The following is a 17,864-nucleotide window of genomic DNA, read 5'->3' as shown; positions in this document are numbered from 1 at the left end:
TCCTAACGAATAGCACCGGCAAGCGTGCCGCGTGAAAGAAGACGCTCGACGACCACCGCGATCAGAATCAGGGGAGCAACGGATATCAGGGCCGAAGCGGACAAACTCCACCATGGTGTCACGGACGAATTTAGCGAGACCACCGCCACGGGCAGAAGCTGGGTATCGGTAAAGGTCAACGTGAAGGCGAAGAAGAAGTCGTTCCAGCCGAAGATCAGGCAGAACATCGAAGCCACCAGCACGCCCGAAAAAGAATTCGGCAGCACCACACGTAGGAAGGCTTCAAACGGCGTACAGCCGTCAAGCATCGCCATCTCGTCGATCTGTCGCGGTACACCGTCGAAAAAGTCTACCATGATCCATACGGCGATCGGCAGCAGGAGTGCGATATAAACGACGATAAGCCCGAACTTAGTATCCAGCAGTCCAAGGAATTGTAGCATCAGGAAAAAGGGGATCGCGAGCACGATCGGCGGCATGATGCGTTGGGAAATGAAGAAGAACACGATATCCGCGTTTCTGACGAAGCCCGCGCGATAGGTGAAGCGCGACAGACCGTAGGCCGCAAGTGTGCCCAGCACAATGGATATCAGGCTGGCGCTGCCGGTAACAATCACGCTGTTAAGATAGGGCCGGACTATATCGATGCCGCCGGTTCCGCCGAAAAGGCTTCGCCAGCCGGCAAGCGACGGCTCATAGCCGATCCAGGGCAAGTAGGTCGGACCGCTGGTAACAGCGTTCGCCGTCTTGAAACTCGTCGTCAAGGCCCACATGAGGGGTGCCAGCACGAAGGAACTCCAGGCGAGGATGGCAACATATTTCATGGTGGAGATAAGGGACATCAGGCGCTCCTTCCAATAAGAACGTGTACGAGAAGCTTGGCGACGATTGTCATCAGGACGATCATCACGACCAGGTAAGTGATTGAAAGTGCTGCGGCATAGCCAATCTCGAAGTCGCGCAGACCGCGGATGTAGATATAGTAGCCTGCCGTCTCGGTGGCCGTTCCAGGCCCACCGGACGTGAGCACGTAAACAGTTTCCATGAGTTTCGAAGCTTCGATCAAGCGGATAACAAGCGCTCCGATGGAGACCGGCGCGAGCATCGGGAATGTCACGTTGAAGAAGGTGCGAACCGGACCTGCGCCATCGATTGCCGCAGCCAGGAACGGCTCACGCGGCAGGCTGAGAAGGCCGGCAAGAAGCAGCAGAAACATGAACGGCGTCCACTGCCATATCTCGACGAGCATCACTGCCGCGAACGCCCAGTTGGTCGAGGTCAGCCATGGATAGGGGCCAAGGCCGAACAGGCCGAGGAAATCATTCGCTGGCCCGAGCGACTCGTGAAAGATCGTGCGCCAGATCACCGACATGATGACCGGCGTGGTCATCATCGGGATAAGAAACAGGACGCGGAAGAAACGGCGGAACCGCACCTCCCGCCACACGAGCAGGGCAAGTGCGAAACCGAGGACATATTGCGCGAGCACAGTCCCGACTGCCATCGCGGAGAGCCTGATCATTGCTTCCCAGAACCGACGATCGGAGAATACGACGGCATAGTTCTTGATACCTGCCCAGTCGAGTCCCGGCGAAATGGCATCCCAGCCGGAGAGCGACACGCGGATGGTGAAGATCAACGGAAAGAGGATGATTGCCAGCAGCACCAGTAAACCTGGCAAGAGAAAGGAAGTCTTGTAGAACCGAAGTCCAGTCTGATCCATGACGGGCCGTCCGTTTTGATTATGAGAGAGAGATCCGGCGAGGCGTCAACGCCGCCCCGCCCTGCGAGAAGCCCCGGGCAGTCGGGGAAACGCGCCCTAGCGGCCGCGATCCTCAAGCACTACGACGTTGGCATAGGCTTCCTGCACGCGATCAGCACCAATCTTGTCGCGGATTTCCTTCCACTGCGCCGCAACGCCATCAAGCGCTTCCTGTGCGCTCTTCTGGCCAGCCATAGCTTCGGCCACACCATTGGCGAGCGAAGACATGAACTGATTGACGCCCGGCACGCGTAGATCGAAGACGCGGTTGGTGCTGTCATCCATACCGCTGAGGGTCTGAACGTAGGTTTCCGCCACCTTTTGTTCCCAGCCGAGCTTCTCCTGCCAGAACTTCGAGTCGAAATGCGTCGTCCTATAAGGATTCACCCCAAATCGGCCGATCTGCAGATCGAGCGTGGTATTCGCCTCGTTCGAGAAGAAGCAGAGATAATCGAAGGCCATATCCTGGTTCTTCGATGCTTTGGCCACGGCGGAGGTCCAGCCCCAGGTGATGTAGGGTGGTGCGTTGGGCGTCTCGAACTTGTCCCAGCTCTTGGTCGTGCGATTCCATACCTCGTTGGCACCCGGCAGGGGCGCTGCCGCCACCTTGTTACGGATCGGGCTGTCGGCTTCCTGCGCCTGGATAAAAGCATCGTCCCAGGAATAGCTCATGAGCGTCTGCCCACCGCCGAACGAGAAGATCTCGTCACCCAGGCCGAAATTGCCGCCGCCGGGGGGGAAGGCCTTCTGCGCATCGATGAACATTTCCAGGCCCTTGACCCAACCCGGATTGTTGACCTGTGGTTCCATGGTTTCCAAATCGAAGAAGAAGCCGCCCTTGACGTTCGGGTTTTTCGCGTAGGCTGCCACACGGCTGATGAACGCCGAGAACATCAGGTCATCGCGCTTGGTGACCTCAGCACTACCGAAATGCTGCTGACCATCTCCAGCCCAATCCCATCCCGAAAAGAACTTTGCAACCGCGTTGTACTCTTCCCAGGTTTGCGGCACGCGCAGGTCACTGCCCGTCTCGGCCTTGAATTTCGCCTGCATATCGGGGTTGTCGAAGATATCGGAGCGGTACTTCATGTAGTGCCGGTCGCCGTCGACCGGATACTGCACCATCTCGTCCCCCCAGGTCGCGACGTCCCGGTAGTTGGCAGTCACGTCCTTCATGCCACTCACCTCCATATAGGTGGGCGGAACGGGGGCGAGGAAATTGTGCAGATCACCGATCCAAAGCGATGGATAGAACAGCACGTCATAAGCGGCCTGCTGCGTCTGGAACGGGATCATGATGCGCTGGTAGAGATCGCCGAAAGGAATATGCACGACATCGACCTTAGCACCGGTCAGCGCCTCGAATTGCTTCGCATGCAGGTCGGTCGGCTCGCCGATGACGGGCACGGCATGGCTGATCACTTTCAACGTGCGACCAGAATAGTCCTTCTGGTCGATCGCCTCATAGGAGCAGGCGCCGGCGACATCCGGTGTTGAGCCGTATTTGGCGTAGTCGCCGAATTTTCTGTAGTCGATATCGGCAGCCGCCGCGCTTTGGACGAACGAGATCGCCAAGGCGCAGATGGATGCCTTCAAGAACTGCTTTCTTGTCATGTGTGGTCTCCTCCCACTGTTTGGAACTTCAAGGAACACAGGAATTCAGAACCGCGCGTCCATGAATCTTGCCGTCGTGCAGGTCCTTCAGAGCCTGATTGGCGTCGGCGAGACGGTATTCGACAGTTGTCAGATCGATGAGCCCGCGATGGGCGAGCGAAGCGTCTGACTTGTCGATGACGACGATGTCGGCAGCGCACATCGCTCTCAGGCACTGGATGCCGATATGGCCTAGCCCGCCAGCGCCGATCACGACGCAGCTCTCACCGGGAAGCAGGTGCCGCGTCGCCTTCTTTACCGCACGATACGCGGTGAGGCTTGCGTCCGAATAGGTTGCGGCCTCCTTCGGAGTCAGCATCTTGGGTAGCGGGACGATATTGCGTTCAGACGCGCAGAGAAACTCGGAGTAACCGCTGTTGCAGTCGAGACCGGGGAGCTTACCCGGCCCATGCATGTCGAAACTGTGGCGGCAGGCAAGGTAGGTGTCCCCGGATATCTTCGGATGATCGATAACCGGATCACCGATCTTGTTTCCCTCCGCATCCTTTCCGACCGCTTCGACCCACCCGACATTCTCGTGCCCGATCATCAGGGGCAGGAGGCTATCTCCTATGGGGTCCACATGCGGACGCCAGGCGCCTTCAATAATGTGCAGATCCGTGCGGCACGCGCCTGCGCCACCGATCCGAACGATCACATCCGTCGACTTCTCGATTTTCGGGTCTGTGACATCCTGCAATGTACCCCACTGGTCCGCGGTCAGCGCGTAGTCACAGTTCGTCAGTACCTGTGCCTTCATTGCGGTGTCTCCTCCATGGCGGGAATGGCCCCGTCGCCACTAGGAAACAGCAATCCTCATGCCAGCTATAAAAACATATATATTTCAAATAGCTACAAAGGCAGGCGTCAGATAACTCCGTTCAGCAGATGAACGATCACTCATAGTCAGTGTTCAGTTTCTGTCTATTACGAGGGTTCAGACAGAACGCTATCCTCCTGTCAAATGATGCATCAGGAGGAGGCATGTAGCATCCTTCCAACATGGACCGCGCTCGCAATGCGCTTGAGCGCGGCGATCGGTTTCCCGTTGGGGGTGCGGACGAAAACTTGGACTATCATGGAGTTAGTTCATGTATTCCTACGAAGATCGGATGCGAGCTGTTGCGCTTTACATCAAGCTGGGAAAGCACCCGAAAGCGACTATTCGCCAGTTGGGCTATCCAAGCAAGAATGCTTTGAAGGGCTGGTACCTGGAATATGAGCACCATCTTGATCTGCGTTTAGGATTTGCGCCTCGAGCCCCAAAGTTCACACAGGCCCAGAAGGAAGCGGCTGTTGAGCACTACCGCACGCATGGTCGTTGTGTTTCTGCAACGATGCGCGCCTTAGGCTATCCAGGTCGTGCAACGTTGACAGCATGGGTTCGTGAGGCGTTTCCCGAAACTAGCAAAGCTGTCACTGGAAGAACTGGACGTCCACGATACCCTGACGCATTGAAGAAGGCTGGCGTCGTCGGACTTTATAATCGGCAAGAAAGCGCGCAGGCCTTAGCCGAAAAGCTCGGCGTATGCAGACCGACACTGTATAACTGGAAAAGCCAGTTACTTGGTCCGGAGGCTCCCGCAATCATGAAACACAAGAACAACTCACCGCCAGTGCCAGAGCGAAAAGAATTAGAGCGCCAGCTCGAAACACTGCAGCACGATATTCAGAAACTGCAGCTTGAGCACGACCTTTTGAAGAAAGCGAATGAAATTCTAAAAAAAGACCTGGGCGTCGATCTGCAACTCCTGAATAATCGGGAGAAAACGCTGTTGGTTGACGCCCTCAAATACCTTTATCAACTCCCCGATCTGCTTGCCCAGTTGGGACTGGCGCGCAGCTCATATTTTTACCATCGAGCCCGCATGAGGATGAGCCACAAGTACCTCATTATTCGTCAAAACATCACCGAAATCTTCGAAGCCAACCGTCGATGCTATGGCTACCGCAGGCTACAGGCGTCATTAGCCAAACAATCCGTTACAATTTCAGAGAAGGTTGTGTAGCGCTTGATGAAGCAGGAGAACCTGATCGTTGCCACGCCAAAGCGGCGGCGATATCGCTCTTATCTCGGAGAAATCAGTCCGGCACCTGAGAACCTCATAAATCGCGACTTCCAGGCCACAGCCCCGAACGAGAAATGGCTGACCGATATCACAGAATTCCATATCCCGGCTGGCAAGGTATATCTCTCACCCATCATCGACTGTTTCGATGGCTTGGTTATCAGCTGGTCTATCGGAACGAGACCAGATGCGGAATTGGTCAACAGCATGCTCGATGCTGCCATCGAAACCGTCACAGGTAAAGATGAGCGGCCAATATTACATTCTGATCGCGGTGCACACTATCGCTGGCCGGGTTGGCTATAGGGGATCAGTGATGCGAAGCTGGTGCGCTCAATGTCCCGCAAGGCGTGCTCCCCAGATAACGCTGCGTGCGAAGGCTTCTTCGGAAGACTGAAAACGGAGCTCTTTTACCCCCGCGATTGGAAGACAACCACGCTCGAGCATTTTATCAAAGAAGTTGATAGCTACATTCGGTGGTACAACGAGAAGCGGATCAAGACATCACTTGGAGCACGAAGCCCAATCGAATATCGAAACAGTCTTGGCATTGTAACGTAAAACCAGTCCAAGTTTTTATCCGCACCCCCAACAGTCAGTCCACTGACACTTGCGGCCAGGATGGCTGCAAGTGTCGGTTCGCGGGTCATGCCTCGGCTCCCTCGTTCGACAGCAGATCGATGCCGGTAATGTCGGCATCGGCTGCGAGGATCGCGATATATTGCGACACGGCCTTCGACCAGGTGGAGGCCTCCAGCCAGCCGGCAATCCTGTCGGCGACATAATCGAAGGGCAGTTCCTCGCCCTCAATACGGCGGTCAAGCCGCACGATATGAAAGCCGAAACGGCTTTCAATCGGGGCTGGCGTTATTTCACCAACTGTGAGGCGCTCCAGCGCCCGCTCGAACTCAGGCACCGTGCTGCCGCGTGTGAGCTGACCGAGATTGCCGCCTTGCGCGCCCGAAGGGCAGGACGAATATTCATGCGCAACCGAGGCAAAAGTGGCAGGCGCGGCAATCACCGAGGACGCCAGATGGGATGCGGTGGTGCGGGCCTTCTCACGTTCCTGCTGGTCGGCAGGATCAGCAGCGATCAGGATATGGCTTGCCTCCAGAATGGGCGCACTGGTGAAGCGATGGCGGTTGTTTTCGTAGAAGCGCAAGGCTTCCTCGCGCGTGGCGGAAGGCACTTCGACCTCCCGTTCGATCACCATGCGCACCAGCGCATCCTCGTCGGTCTCGCTGCGCCCTTCTGCATCCTTCTCGTGTTCGGGTACGATGCCGGTTTCCCTTGCACGCTGCAGAAGAAGCTCACGGACCGCGAGCGCCCGCGCTGCGGCAAGCAGCGCCGAACCGGGATTTTCCGACGGATGGTTTTGCGCCTCCGTCAGAATGTCGGTTTCGTTGATCGCCACACCATTGACGGACACCGCATCGAAGACCGGGCGCGGCTTCGGTGGCACGCGCGTATCCGGTGCCTGATAGGTGGTGTAGCCCGTATTATGAGCATGTGCGCCGTGCGGCTGTTCGTTTGGCTGTTTTCGATCAAAAAGCGTCGTCATGAGCCTTACTCCGCAGGAATACGCAGATGCGAGGGCTGAGCGGTATGGTTGCGCTCACGCACGACCTGATAGCCCGGACGCCAGATGTAGCGCACCGGCGCGCTCAACATATGCACAAGACGCGTGAACGGGAACAGCAGGAAAATGGTCAAGCCTAAGAAGATATGCATCTTGAAGATGATCGACGCATTGGTGATGTAGCTTGATGCAGCCGGATTGAAGGTAAAGATACCTTGCGCCCAGTTCATGAATGTCACCATTTCGCCGCCGTCCAGATGCTGCAGCGAGATCGGAATGGTGCTGAGACCCAGCAAAAGCTGCAACCACAACAGAATGATGATCAGCGTGTCGGATGGCCGCGAGGACGCACGAACGCGCGGATCATACAAGCGGCGATGTACCAGCATGCTGGCGCCAACGATTGCCATCACACCGGCAATGCCACCCGCCACGACAGCGAGAAGCTGCTTTGCCTCATGGCTGACGCCGAGCATGTCGAAAACCCAGATCGGCGTCAGCAGGCCGACGAAATGACCGGCGAAGATGAACAGCACACCAAGGTGGAACAGAACCGAACCCCACATGAGCTGCTTGCGCCGCAAGAGCTGGCTTGAGCCGGAACGCCACGTATAGGGCTCGCGGTCGTAGCGGAAGATCGAACCGAGCACGAGCACGCTCAGCGCGATGTAGGGATAGATGCCGAAAAGAAACATATGGAGATAAGCCATTTTCCGTCTCCTATATATGTGAAGGGTTGGACGGGTTGCCGGGCTTGCGCTGTGCTGCACGCATCTGCGTCCGCAACCGGTCCGGGCCGCAGGAATTGTCGCCCGCATTGCCGCCAAACGTTACCGCTTCTTCTTCCCAGATGCGGTCAAGCGCGGCGAGATCGTTCGGGTCGTCTTCCTCTTGCCGAAGCAATTCTCCGACGAGGTTCTTGTCCGGCTTGGCATTGGCGACATGCAGCAGCGCCGCAAAGGCGTTGGCATAAGGCGACTGACGCTTGCGCAGACGCTCACCGATAGCAGCCGAGATATGGCCGGTCTGGGTGAGGAGATCGTGGATTTCCTCCGGCGAGCGTGTCGACAGGAATTCGAGGAACAGCGGCAGATAGTCAGGCAGTTCCTTGGCATCGACGACAAAGCCGTTGTCGTCATACATCTTCATGAGATCGACCATGGCCTGGCCGCGGTCGCGGCTTTCACCATGCACATGCTCGAAAAGATGCAGCGACAGCGAGCGCGTGCGGTCAAAAAGATGCACGTAACGTTCCTGCGCCTCATAGAGATCGCAGTCGCAGACATAATCGACAAGGCTGTCGAGCAGCCTGCGGATGCCGGGGGAAAGCTTTTCCCCGGCCAATGCTGTTTTCAGTTCCTCGCCGCCGAGTTGCAACTCTGCGGTCGGATAGGAAAGCAGCAGCGAAATGATTTTCAGGGTCTTGTTCATTACACCCGCTCCCTGAAAATATCGGTTGGCGTCTGGACCACCTTCTGGCGCTTGGAGCCGAACAGGTCTTCGGTCGACGTTCCACCCGAACAGCCATTGCCGAAGGTGAAGCCGCAGGAGCCGCGCACGTCATAGGCATCCTCGGTGATTTCACGATGCGTGGTCGGGATGACGAAGCGGTCTTCGTAATTGGCAATCGCCATGATGTGGTACATTTCCTCGATCATCGCGCTGCTCATGCCGACGCGGTCGGCAATCGCCTCATCGATAACACCATCGACGGTCTTGGCGCGCATATAGGCACGCATGGCGAGCATACGTTCCAGCGCCGAGATGACCGGCTCTTCCTTGCCTGCCGTCAGAAGATTAGCAAGGTAGCGGACCGGGATACGCATGGAACGGACATCCGGCAGCGGACCATCCATGCCAAGCTTGCCCGCAGCGGCAGCCGACTGGAGCGGCGAGAGCGGCGGTACGTACCAGACCATAGGCAGGGTGCGATATTCAGGATGGAGCGGGAAGGCGATCTTCCAGTCCATCGCCATCTTGTAGACCGGCGAATGCTTGGCGGATTCCAGCCAGGCTTCCGGCACACCATCCTTGCGCGCCTGTTCGATCACGGCAGGATCATTCGGATCGAGGAAGATATTGAGCTGTTCCTCATAGAGATCCTGTTCATTGGCCGTGGAAGCGGCCTCCGAAATACGGTCGGCATCATAGAGCATCACACCCAGATAACGGATGCGGCCAACGCAGGTTTCCGAACATACGGTCGGCTGGCCGGCTTCGATGCGCGGATAGCAGAAGATGCACTTCTCGGACTTGCCGGAGCTCCAGTTGTAGTAAATTTTCTTGTAAGGGCAGCCGGAGACGCACATGCGCCAGCCGCGGCACTTTTCCTGATCGATCAGGACAATGCCGTCATCCTCGCGCTTGTAGATCGCACCCGACGGGCAGGCCGCAACGCAGGTTGGATTGAGGCAGTGCTCGCAAAGGCGCGGCAGATACATCATGAAGGTGTTTTCGAACTGGCCGTAGATTTCCTTTTCCACGCCTTCGAAATTGTAATCCTTCGAACGCTTGGCGAATTCACCGCCGAGAATTTCTTCCCAGTTCGGACCCCATTCGATCTTTTCCATCCGCTCGCCGGAAATCAGCGAGCGCGGACGGGCGGTCGGCATGGTCTTGCTTTCGCCTGCCGTCTGGAGATGGCCATAATCGAAGTCGAACGGCTCGTAATAGTCATCGATTTCAGGCAGGTCCGGATTGGCGAAAATCTTGGCGAGGATGCGCCACTTGGAGCCCATCTTCGGCTCGATCTTGCCGTTCTTCTTGCGAACCCAGCCGCCGTTCCACTTTTTCTGGTTTTCCCATTCCTTCGGAAAACCGATGCCGGGCTTGGTCTCGACATTGTTGAACCAGGCATATTCCACGCCTTCACGATTGGTCCAGACGTTCTTGCACGTCACGGAGCAGGTGTGGCAGCCGATGCACTTGTCGAGATTGAGCACCATTCCAATTTGCGCACGGATTTTCATTCTGCTGCCTCCTTCGCTGCGGAGCTCTGGTTGCCTTCTTCAAGCGGACCTTCCATCCAGTCCACTTTCTCAAGCTTGCGCACGACCACGAACTCGTCGCGGTTTGAGCCGACGGTTCCGTAATAGTTGAAACCATAGGACTGGTGGGCGTAGCCGCCGATCATATGCGTCGGCTTGGTGATGATGCGGGTGACGGAGTTGTGAATGCCGCCGCGCTGGCCGGTGAGCGGCGAGCCGGGCGTATTCACGATCTTCTCCTGTGCGTGATACATGAAGACGGTTCCGTCCTTCATGCGCTGGGAGACGACCGCACGGGCCACAATGGCGCCGTTGGCGTTGTAGACTTCCACCCAGTCATTATCGACGATGCCAGCCTTTGCGGCATCCGGCTCCGAAATCCAGACAACCGGCCCGCCGCGATTGAGCGTCAGCATCAGGAGATTGTCCGTATAGGTGGAGTGGATGCCCCATTTCTGGTGCGGCGTGATGAAGTTCAGCACCAGATGCGGCTGGCCGTCCGCCTTTTCACGGATTGCCGGATTGACCGTCTTGGTATCGATTGGCGGGCGATAGACGCAGAAGCCTTCGCCGAAAGCGCGCATCCACAGATGATCCTGATAGAGCTGCTGACGGCCGGTCAGCGTGCGCCACGGGATCAGCTCGTGCACGTTGGTATAGCCTGCATTGTAGCAGACGGTTTCGGATTCAATGCCCGACCAGGTTGGCGAGGAGATGATCTTGCGCGGCTGCGCAACAATATCGCGATAGCGGATCTTCTCGTCTTCCTTAGGGATCGCGAGATGCGAATGGTCACGACCTGTGAACTTCGACAGCGCTTCCCATGCCTTTACCGCCACTTCACCGTTGGTTTCCGGCGCGAGCGACAGAATAACCTCGGTTGCGTCGACGTCAGTATAGATACGCGGACGTCCCTCACTTACCCCCGGCTCCTGGACCTTGCCGTTCAGCTTGCCGAGCAGGTCAACCTCGTGTTCGGTGTTCCACGAAATACCCTTGCCGCCATTGCCCAGCTTGTCGAGAAGCGGTCCAACGGAGGTGTAACGCTTGTAGAGGTTCGGATAATCGCGCTCCACAACCACGACCGATGGCATGGTCTTGCCGGGGATCGGCTCGACTTCGCCCTTCTTCCAGTCGAGAACGTCCTTGGGCTGCGCCAGTTCGCCCGCCGTGTCATGCAGGGTCGGCACGAGAACAATGTCCTTCTCGACACCCAGCACTTCCGGCGCCACTTCCGAGAACTTCTTCGCGATACCCTTGAAGATTTCCCAGTCGCTGCGTGCTTCCCAAGCCGGGTCGGCTGCGCTTGACAGCGGATGGATGAAGGGATGCATGTCGGAAGTATTGAGGTCGTTCTTCTCGTACCAGGTGGCAGTCGGCAGAACGATATCGGAATAGACGCAAGTTGTGGACATGCGGAAATCGAGCGTGACCAGAAGGTCCAGCTTTCCTTCCGGAGCATTCTCATGCCACACGGCCTCACGGCTTTCCTGCGCGCCTTCCTGACCCAGATCCTTGCCAAGCAGGCCGTTCGACGTGCCGAGCAGGTGCTTCAGGAAATACTCATGCCCCTTGCCCGACGAACCAAGCAGGTTCGAGCGCCAGACGAACATGTTGCGCGGCCAGTTGGCCTCGTGGTCGGGGTCCTCGCAGGACATGGTGACAGTGCCGTTCTTCAAAGCATTCGCGATGAAGTCTTTCGGCTCCTTGCCGGATGCGGCTGCCTCTTTGGCAAGCTCCAGCGGGTTGGTCTGGAGTTGCGGCGCGGAAGGCAGCCAGCCCATGCGCTCGGCCCGGATGTTGTAGTCGATCATCGTGCCGTCCCACGCACCATCGGGTGCGGTGGGCGAAAGGATGTCCTGCACCTTCACGGTCTCGTAGCGCCACTGATCAGTATGCGCATAGAAGAACGAGGTGGAGTTCATATGACGCGGCGGACGGTTCCAGTCGAGCGCGAAGGCAAGCGCTGTCCAGCCGGTCTGCGGGCGCAGCTTTTCCTGCCCCACATAATGGCTCCAGCCGCCGCCGGACTGGCCGATACAGCCGCACATCACCAGCATGTTGATGATGCCACGATAGTTCATGTCCATGTGGTACCAGTGGTTGAGACCGGCACCGAGGATGACCATGGAACGACCATTAGTCTTTTCGGCATTGGTTGCGAATTCGCGGGCGACAGCAATGATCTGGTCGCGCGGGACACCTGTGATCTTCTCCGCCCAGGCCGGGGTATATGGCAGGCCTTCGTCGTATGATTTGGCGGAATTCTCGTCGCCAAGCCCGCGATCGAGGCCGTAATTGGCCGCGAACAGGTCGAACACCGTCGCAACCATGACGTCGCCGCCCTTGATCTTCAGCTTGCGGGCCGGAACCTTGCGCACCAGCACGCTGTCATGGTCCGTGCCTTCAAAATAATCGTGCTCACGGTTGCCGAAATATGGGAAAGCCACATCGGCGACGGCATCATGGCTGTCCTTGTCGATGAAGCTCTTGGCAAGTTCCACATCCTTGCCCTTGCCGTCCTTTTCTTCGAGGTTCCACTGGCCATCGTCACCCCAGCGGAAGCCGATGGAGCCCTGCGGCGCAACATAGGCGCCCGACTTCGGGTCGAAGGCGACCGTCTTCCAGTCTGGATTGTTGCCTTCGCCGAGATCGCCCTTGAAGTCGGAAGCGCGCAGGAAGCGGTCCGGCACATAACGTCCGTCCTTCTTCGAGAGTATGACCAGCATCGGGAAGTCGGAATATTTACGGCAGTAATTCTCGAAATAGGGAACCTGCCGGTCAAGGTGATATTCGCGCAGGATCACATGGCCAAGCGCCATGGCAAGCGCGGCATCGGTGCCCTGCTTGGGATGCAGCCACAGATCGGAGAACTTCGCTGCTTCCGAATAGTCGGGCGAGACCACGACCGACTTGGTACCCTTGTAACGCACTTCCGTATAGAAATGCGCATCCGGCGTGCGGGTCTGCGGTACGTTGGAACCCCAGAGCATCAGGAAACCGGCATTGTACCAGTCTGCCGATTCCGGCACATCGGTCTGTTCGCCCCATGTCATGGGCGAAGCGGGCGGCAGATCGCAATACCAGTCATAGAACGACATGCAGACGCCGCCGAGCAGCGACAGGTAACGTGAGCCTGCCGCATAGGACACCATCGACATGGCCGGGATTGGCGAGAAGCCGATCACGCGGTCCGGTCCATAGGTCTTGGCCGTATAGGCATTGGCCGCGGCGATGATCTCGTTGACCTCTTCCCACGTCGCGCGAACGAAGCCGCCGAGACCACGCACCTTCATATAGTCGGCACGCTTGGCGGGATCCTGCTGGATCGCGGCCCAAGCCGCGACAGGCGTTTTCAGCGTGCGTTCCTTGCGCCACAGCTTCAGGAGACGGGAGCGGATCAGCGGATATTTCACCCGGTTGGCAGAATAGACATACCAGCTATAGCTTGCCCCGCGCGAACAGCCGCGTGGCTCATGGTTCGGCAGGTCGGCCCGGGTGCGCGGATAATCCGTCTGCTGGGTTTCCCAGGTGATGATGCCGCCCTTGACGTAGACTTTCCACGAGCAGGAGCCGGTACAGTTCACACCATGGGTGGAGCGGACAATCTTGTCGTGCTGCCAGCGCTTGCGATAGGCGTCTTCCCAGTCACGGTTCTCATTGGTCGTGACGCCATGACCTTCCGAGAAGGTGCCGACATTCTTCCGCGCAAGAAAATTCAGGCGATCGAGGAGTAGACTCATGATTTTATCCTCACTTTATATCGTTAGGCAGCTGCAGCGGCTGGTTTGCTGCGGTGCTCCACGTCGTAGAGCAGACCGCCTTTTCGGGTGTAGACGCCCCAGGTGATAACGAGGCAGGTCACGTAGAAGATCAGGAAGGCCCAGAGCGCAGCTTCCGGTCCGCCGGTCATGCTGATCGAGGTGCCGTAACCCTTCGGGATGAAGAAAGCACCGAAAGCAGCAATGGCCGAGGTGAAGCCGGTGATGGCCGCAGATTCCTTGTCTGCTTCGTGACGGCGTTGTTCCGGGGTGGCATTGGGCATAAGCCTGTCCATCTCTTTCGACATGATCGCCGGGATCATCTGGAAGGTGGAGGCATTGCCGATGCCGGTTGCAAAGAACAGCAGGATGAAGGAAGCAAAGAAGCCCCAGAACGCATTCGGCTGATCCTTGATGCCGACGAAGTACAGCACGCCCGCCACGCCGATCATCATCAGGACGAAAGCCCAGATGGTGACGCGTCCGCCGCCGTATTTATCGGCAAGCCAGCCCGAACCCGATCGCGACAGTGCGCCGACGAGAGGTCCAAGGAAGGCGAACTGAAGCGCATTCACCTCAGGAAACAGGATGTTGGTCAGAAGCGGGAAGCCAGCCGAATAACCGATGAACGAGCCGAACGTGCCGGTATAGAGCCAGCACATGATCCAATTGTGCCTGCGGCGGAAAATGACGGCCTGATCGGCAAAGGAAGCCTTGGCCGACGCGATATCGTTCATGCCGAACCAGTTGGCGAAAGCCGTTATGATGATGAACGGTACGAAGAAGAAGCCGGCATTCTGCAGCCAGAGTGGCGTGCTGCCCGCTTCGGTCGCAACCATTGACGGATCGCCGCCAAGCTTGCCGAAGATACCGGCGGTGATGACCAGCGGAACCACGAACTGCACGACGCTGACGCCGAGATTGCCGAGGCCCGCATTGAGCGCTGCCGCATTGCCCTTCTCTTTCTTCGGGAAGAAGAAGGAAATGTTGGACATGGAGGAGGCGAAGTTACCGCCGCCGAAGCCGCAGCAGAGCGCCAGCAGCAGGAAGATGAAGTAAGGCGTATTCGGGTTCTGCACGGCATAGCCGATACCGATGGCCGGAATGACCAGCGACCAGGTGGTCAGTGTGGTCCACAGGCGGCCGCCGAAGATCGGCACCATGAAGGAATAGAAGATGCGGAAGGTCGCGCCCGAAATGCCGGGGAGCGCCGCCAGCCAGAACAGCTGATCGGTCGTGAACTGGTAGCCCACCAGCGGCAGCTTTGCTACCACCACGGACCAGACCTGCCAGATGGCGAAGGACAGAAGCAGTGCCGGGATCGAAAGCCACAGGTTGCGCTTGGCGATCCTCCTTCCCTTCTCTTCCCAGAAGGTCGGATCGTCCGGACGCCAGTCGGTCAGGACGGAATCGCCCTTTGCCGGCTTGACGTCGGCTTTCTTCAAGCCCTGCAATTCAGCAAAGGCCGGAAGCTCTTCCGTCGTCTTGCCCTCGGCTGCGCGCTCCATCTGGCGGATCGAGACATGCATCCACGCAAAGGAAACCGCGACGATGACAAAGAGCAGCATGAAGCAGCTCGTCCAGAGGCCGGTCTGGTCCAGAAGTACACCGAACAGGATCGGCAGGATGAAGCCGCCAAGACCGCCGATCATGCCCACCAGACCACCGACGGAGCCGACATTGCCCGGATAATAGACCGGAATGTGCTTGAAGACGGCTGCTTTGCCCAAGGCCATGAAGAAGCCGAGGATGAAGACGGTGATCGTGAAGCCGATCACGCCCATTTCGGCATGGAAGGCCAGTGGGCCATTATCGCTCTGGATGACATAATCGGTCGGCGGATAGGACAGTATGAATGTCGCGACCAGCGAGACGGCGAAGGTCCAGTACATGACCCGGCGCGCGCCATAGACATCCGAAAGATGTCCGCCATAGGCGCGGAAAAGACTTGCCGGGACAGAGAAGAACGCAGCGATAATACCTGCGAGGCGAATATCGACGCCATAGACATGGATCAGATATTGCGGCAGCCACAGCGCGAGAGCCACGAAGGCGCCGAAGACGAAGAAATAGTAAAGCGAGAAACGCCAGACCTGAATATTCTTCAGCGGTTCCAGCTCCATCAAGGTGCTGGCGGGTTTTTCGCCCTTGCGCCGACGCTCGACCAGGACCGGATCGTCGCTCGTGGTGAAATAGAAAATCAGCGCCATGACGACCATCGCGGCCGCCCAGACTTCGGCAACCGTATGCCAGCCGAATGCAACCATGACCATCGGCGCGAAGAACTTCGTCACCGCCGCTCCAACATTGCCCGCGCCGAAAATGCCAAGCGCAACGCCCTGCTTTTCCGGCGGATACCAGCGCGAGACATAGGCAACGCCAACCGAGAACGACCCGCCCGCCACGCCAACGCCAAGCGCTGCAATCAGCATTTGCGGATAGGTGGTGGCGTAGGTCAGAAGATAGGTGGCAACCGCCGAGACCAGCATTGTGAGCGTGAAGATGGCCCGACCGCCATAGCGATCAGCCCAGATGCCCAGAATGACGCGGATCAGCGATCCCGTCAGGATCGGCGTACCGACGAGCAGGCCGAACTGGGTTTCGCTTAAGCCCAGCTCGGATCGAATTTCAATGCCGATGATTGCAAAGATGGTCCAGACCGCAAAACACACTGTGAAAGCGGTCGTACTCATCGCTAGCGCCGTGGTCTGCGCCCTGGGATTTTCCCCTGCGACATGTTGCATAGGCGTACTCCGAATTGAATACCATGGGAGGTTTCGTATGCACTTATGCGTCGACTTTCAGATGAATACATTGATTAAGATCAACATTTGAAAATCAATCAAGAGATTTTATGATTGATTATAGTCACCAACCAAAAATAGATTTAATTTTACGGCATAATTGATAAAACAATACTTGTTGATTGATATTTATCAATAATTTTGCTATAATAAAACTAGATATGAAAGGTAGGGTTTAAATGCGCTGTGAGGATATCCTAGCTCTAAAGACACTTCCGCTCTTTCTTGAGATGCAGGAGACCACTTTCGAGTTCCTCATAGCTCCCAGCTTTGCGCAGTCCTTTCCGCCACGAACAACATTGATAGAAGAAAATCAGCCGTCTGACTTTCTCTTCGTCGTGCTTGATGGTTTGGTCTTGATGTCCGCCCGCTCGGATGAAGTTGAAACGGCACTGGAAATTCTGCGCTCAGGCGATGTGTTCATCCTGGCTGCATCTTTGAACAATGATGTCTGTCTGCAGAGTGCGCAGACATTGACCACAGCGCGCGTATTGATGATCCCGTCATCGCTCGTTCGCTCAATGATGAGCGAAGATTCAGGCTTTATGCAGGCCATCGTTTTCGAACTGGCGCGGTCTTACCGGCGGCTCGTCAAGGAACTTAAGACGCAGAAATTGCGCAACAGTATCCAGCGGTTAGCCAACTGGATCGTCAAGGAATCTCTCGCCAACAACGGAACGGATGTCGTTACCATTCCTTATGAAAAACGCATACTGGCGGCATATCTCGGCATGACGCCGGAGAACCTCTCGCGCAGCTTTGCCAATCTTGGCGCACATGGTGTAAGCGTGCAGGCATCAGCTGTTAAGATTATCGATTATGAAAAACTTAAGGCATTTGCGTCTCCATCGCCCCTGATTGATGCGGAAGAGCCAGCACGGGACCTGAACAAAACGCCCGCTGATTTCGCAAAAATTACTCAACAAACACTTGATAAATAGCAGATAAAGGTATTGTCACGTTAAGGCGTGCTACATGCCGATCAAATTTTCGCAACGAGACCGATCAACACGGTGAGATAAATATACTCTGAGGTTATTTTCGGTATAGTTCAAATTATACTATCCTGGGCTACCTACCGAATACACTATTAACTTAGAATGGCTTTAAATCACCTAATCGCGGAACTCACTACATAATTGCGTCTAGAGCATGTCTCCCGAAAGTAGGAACCGGTTTCGGGGGATGACCTTGCCCCGTTGAAATAATCCATTTTGAAGTAAGCTCTGGCCCATTGAGAGGACCAGAG

The 17,864-nt window shown here is 56.8% G+C and carries 11 protein-coding genes and 1 pseudogene; 2 read left to right on the top strand and 10 right to left on the bottom strand.

Going from position 1 to position 17,864, the window contains the following annotated elements:
* Positions 1-2 precede the first annotated feature (2 nt).
* The 4 genes from CEV33_RS19720 to CEV33_RS19705 all read right to left on the bottom strand — a co-directional run bounded on the left by CEV33_RS19720 (position 3) and on the right by CEV33_RS19705 (position 4,175).
* Entirely contained in the window at positions 3-842 is an 840-nt protein-coding gene (locus tag CEV33_RS19720) for a carbohydrate ABC transporter permease (RefSeq protein ID WP_094542103.1), read from the bottom strand.
* Complete coding sequence (locus CEV33_RS19715) at positions 842-1,723, bottom strand: carbohydrate ABC transporter permease (RefSeq protein WP_094542102.1); 882 nt, start codon at positions 1,721-1,723, stop codon at positions 842-844. Before CEV33_RS19715 ends, CEV33_RS19720 begins: the two co-directional genes overlap by 1 nt.
* Positions 1,724-1,819: 96 nt before the next feature.
* Complete coding sequence (locus CEV33_RS19710) at positions 1,820-3,376, bottom strand: ABC transporter substrate-binding protein (protein ID WP_141211608.1); 1,557 nt, start codon at positions 3,374-3,376, stop codon at positions 1,820-1,822.
* Positions 3,377-3,404: 28 nt separating this feature from the next.
* Positions 3,405-4,175 carry an alcohol dehydrogenase catalytic domain-containing protein gene (locus CEV33_RS19705; RefSeq protein ID WP_094542101.1) on the bottom strand — a complete coding sequence of 257 codons (771 nt, stop codon included), beginning with the start codon at positions 4,173-4,175 and terminating at the stop codon, positions 3,405-3,407.
* 331 nt (positions 4,176-4,506) lie between these two features.
* On the opposite strand from CEV33_RS19705, the pseudogene CEV33_RS19700 reads away from it, so the two are divergent.
* A pseudogene (locus tag CEV33_RS19700) lies at positions 4,507-6,045 on the top strand (IS3 family transposase).
* Positions 6,046-6,130: 85 nt separating this feature from the next.
* Here CEV33_RS19700 and CEV33_RS19695 read toward each other — a convergent pair.
* Genes CEV33_RS19695 through CEV33_RS19670 form a run of 6 tightly spaced genes read right to left on the bottom strand, consistent with a single transcriptional unit; the run spans position 6,131 to position 16,555 of the window.
* Positions 6,131-7,045: a peptidylprolyl isomerase gene (locus CEV33_RS19695; protein ID WP_094542100.1), complete on the bottom strand. Its 915-nt coding sequence runs from the start codon at positions 7,043-7,045 to the stop codon at positions 6,131-6,133.
* Between the two features lie 5 nt (positions 7,046-7,050).
* Positions 7,051-7,773, bottom strand: coding sequence for a respiratory nitrate reductase subunit gamma (gene narI, locus CEV33_RS19690; RefSeq protein ID WP_094542099.1), 723 nt, complete (start codon positions 7,771-7,773; stop codon positions 7,051-7,053).
* Positions 7,774-7,783: 10 nt separating this feature from the next.
* A complete protein-coding gene (narJ, locus tag CEV33_RS19685) occupies positions 7,784-8,494 on the bottom strand; it encodes a nitrate reductase molybdenum cofactor assembly chaperone (RefSeq protein ID WP_094542098.1) in 711 nt (236 codons plus the stop codon).
* Positions 8,494-10,032: a nitrate reductase subunit beta gene (gene narH, locus CEV33_RS19680; protein ID WP_094542097.1), complete on the bottom strand. Its 1,539-nt coding sequence runs from the start codon at positions 10,030-10,032 to the stop codon at positions 8,494-8,496. The genes narJ and narH overlap by 1 nt, the downstream gene beginning before the upstream one ends.
* Positions 10,029-13,793, bottom strand: a complete 3,765-nt coding sequence (locus tag CEV33_RS19675) for a nitrate reductase subunit alpha (RefSeq protein ID WP_094542096.1) — start codon at positions 13,791-13,793, stop codon at positions 10,029-10,031. The genes narH and CEV33_RS19675 overlap by 4 nt, the downstream gene beginning before the upstream one ends.
* 23 nt (positions 13,794-13,816) lie before the next feature.
* The gene (locus tag CEV33_RS19670) at positions 13,817-16,555 is read right to left on the bottom strand and encodes a nitrate/nitrite transporter (RefSeq protein WP_094542095.1); all 2,739 of its coding nucleotides are present in this window, start codon (positions 16,553-16,555) and stop codon (positions 13,817-13,819) included.
* 239 nt (positions 16,556-16,794) lie between these two features.
* Between CEV33_RS19670 and CEV33_RS19665 the strand changes: the two genes are divergently transcribed.
* On the top strand, positions 16,795-17,556 hold the full coding sequence (locus CEV33_RS19665) for a cyclic nucleotide-binding domain-containing protein (RefSeq protein WP_094542094.1): 762 nt from the start codon (positions 16,795-16,797) through the stop codon (positions 17,554-17,556).
* Positions 17,557-17,864: the final 308 nt, after the last annotated feature.

It is taken from the genome of Brucella grignonensis (assembly GCF_002252505.1).
In the GTDB taxonomy this organism is placed as follows: domain Bacteria; phylum Pseudomonadota; class Alphaproteobacteria; order Rhizobiales; family Rhizobiaceae; genus Brucella; species Brucella grignonensis.
This window is presented reverse-complemented; position numbering and strand designations above follow the sequence as displayed.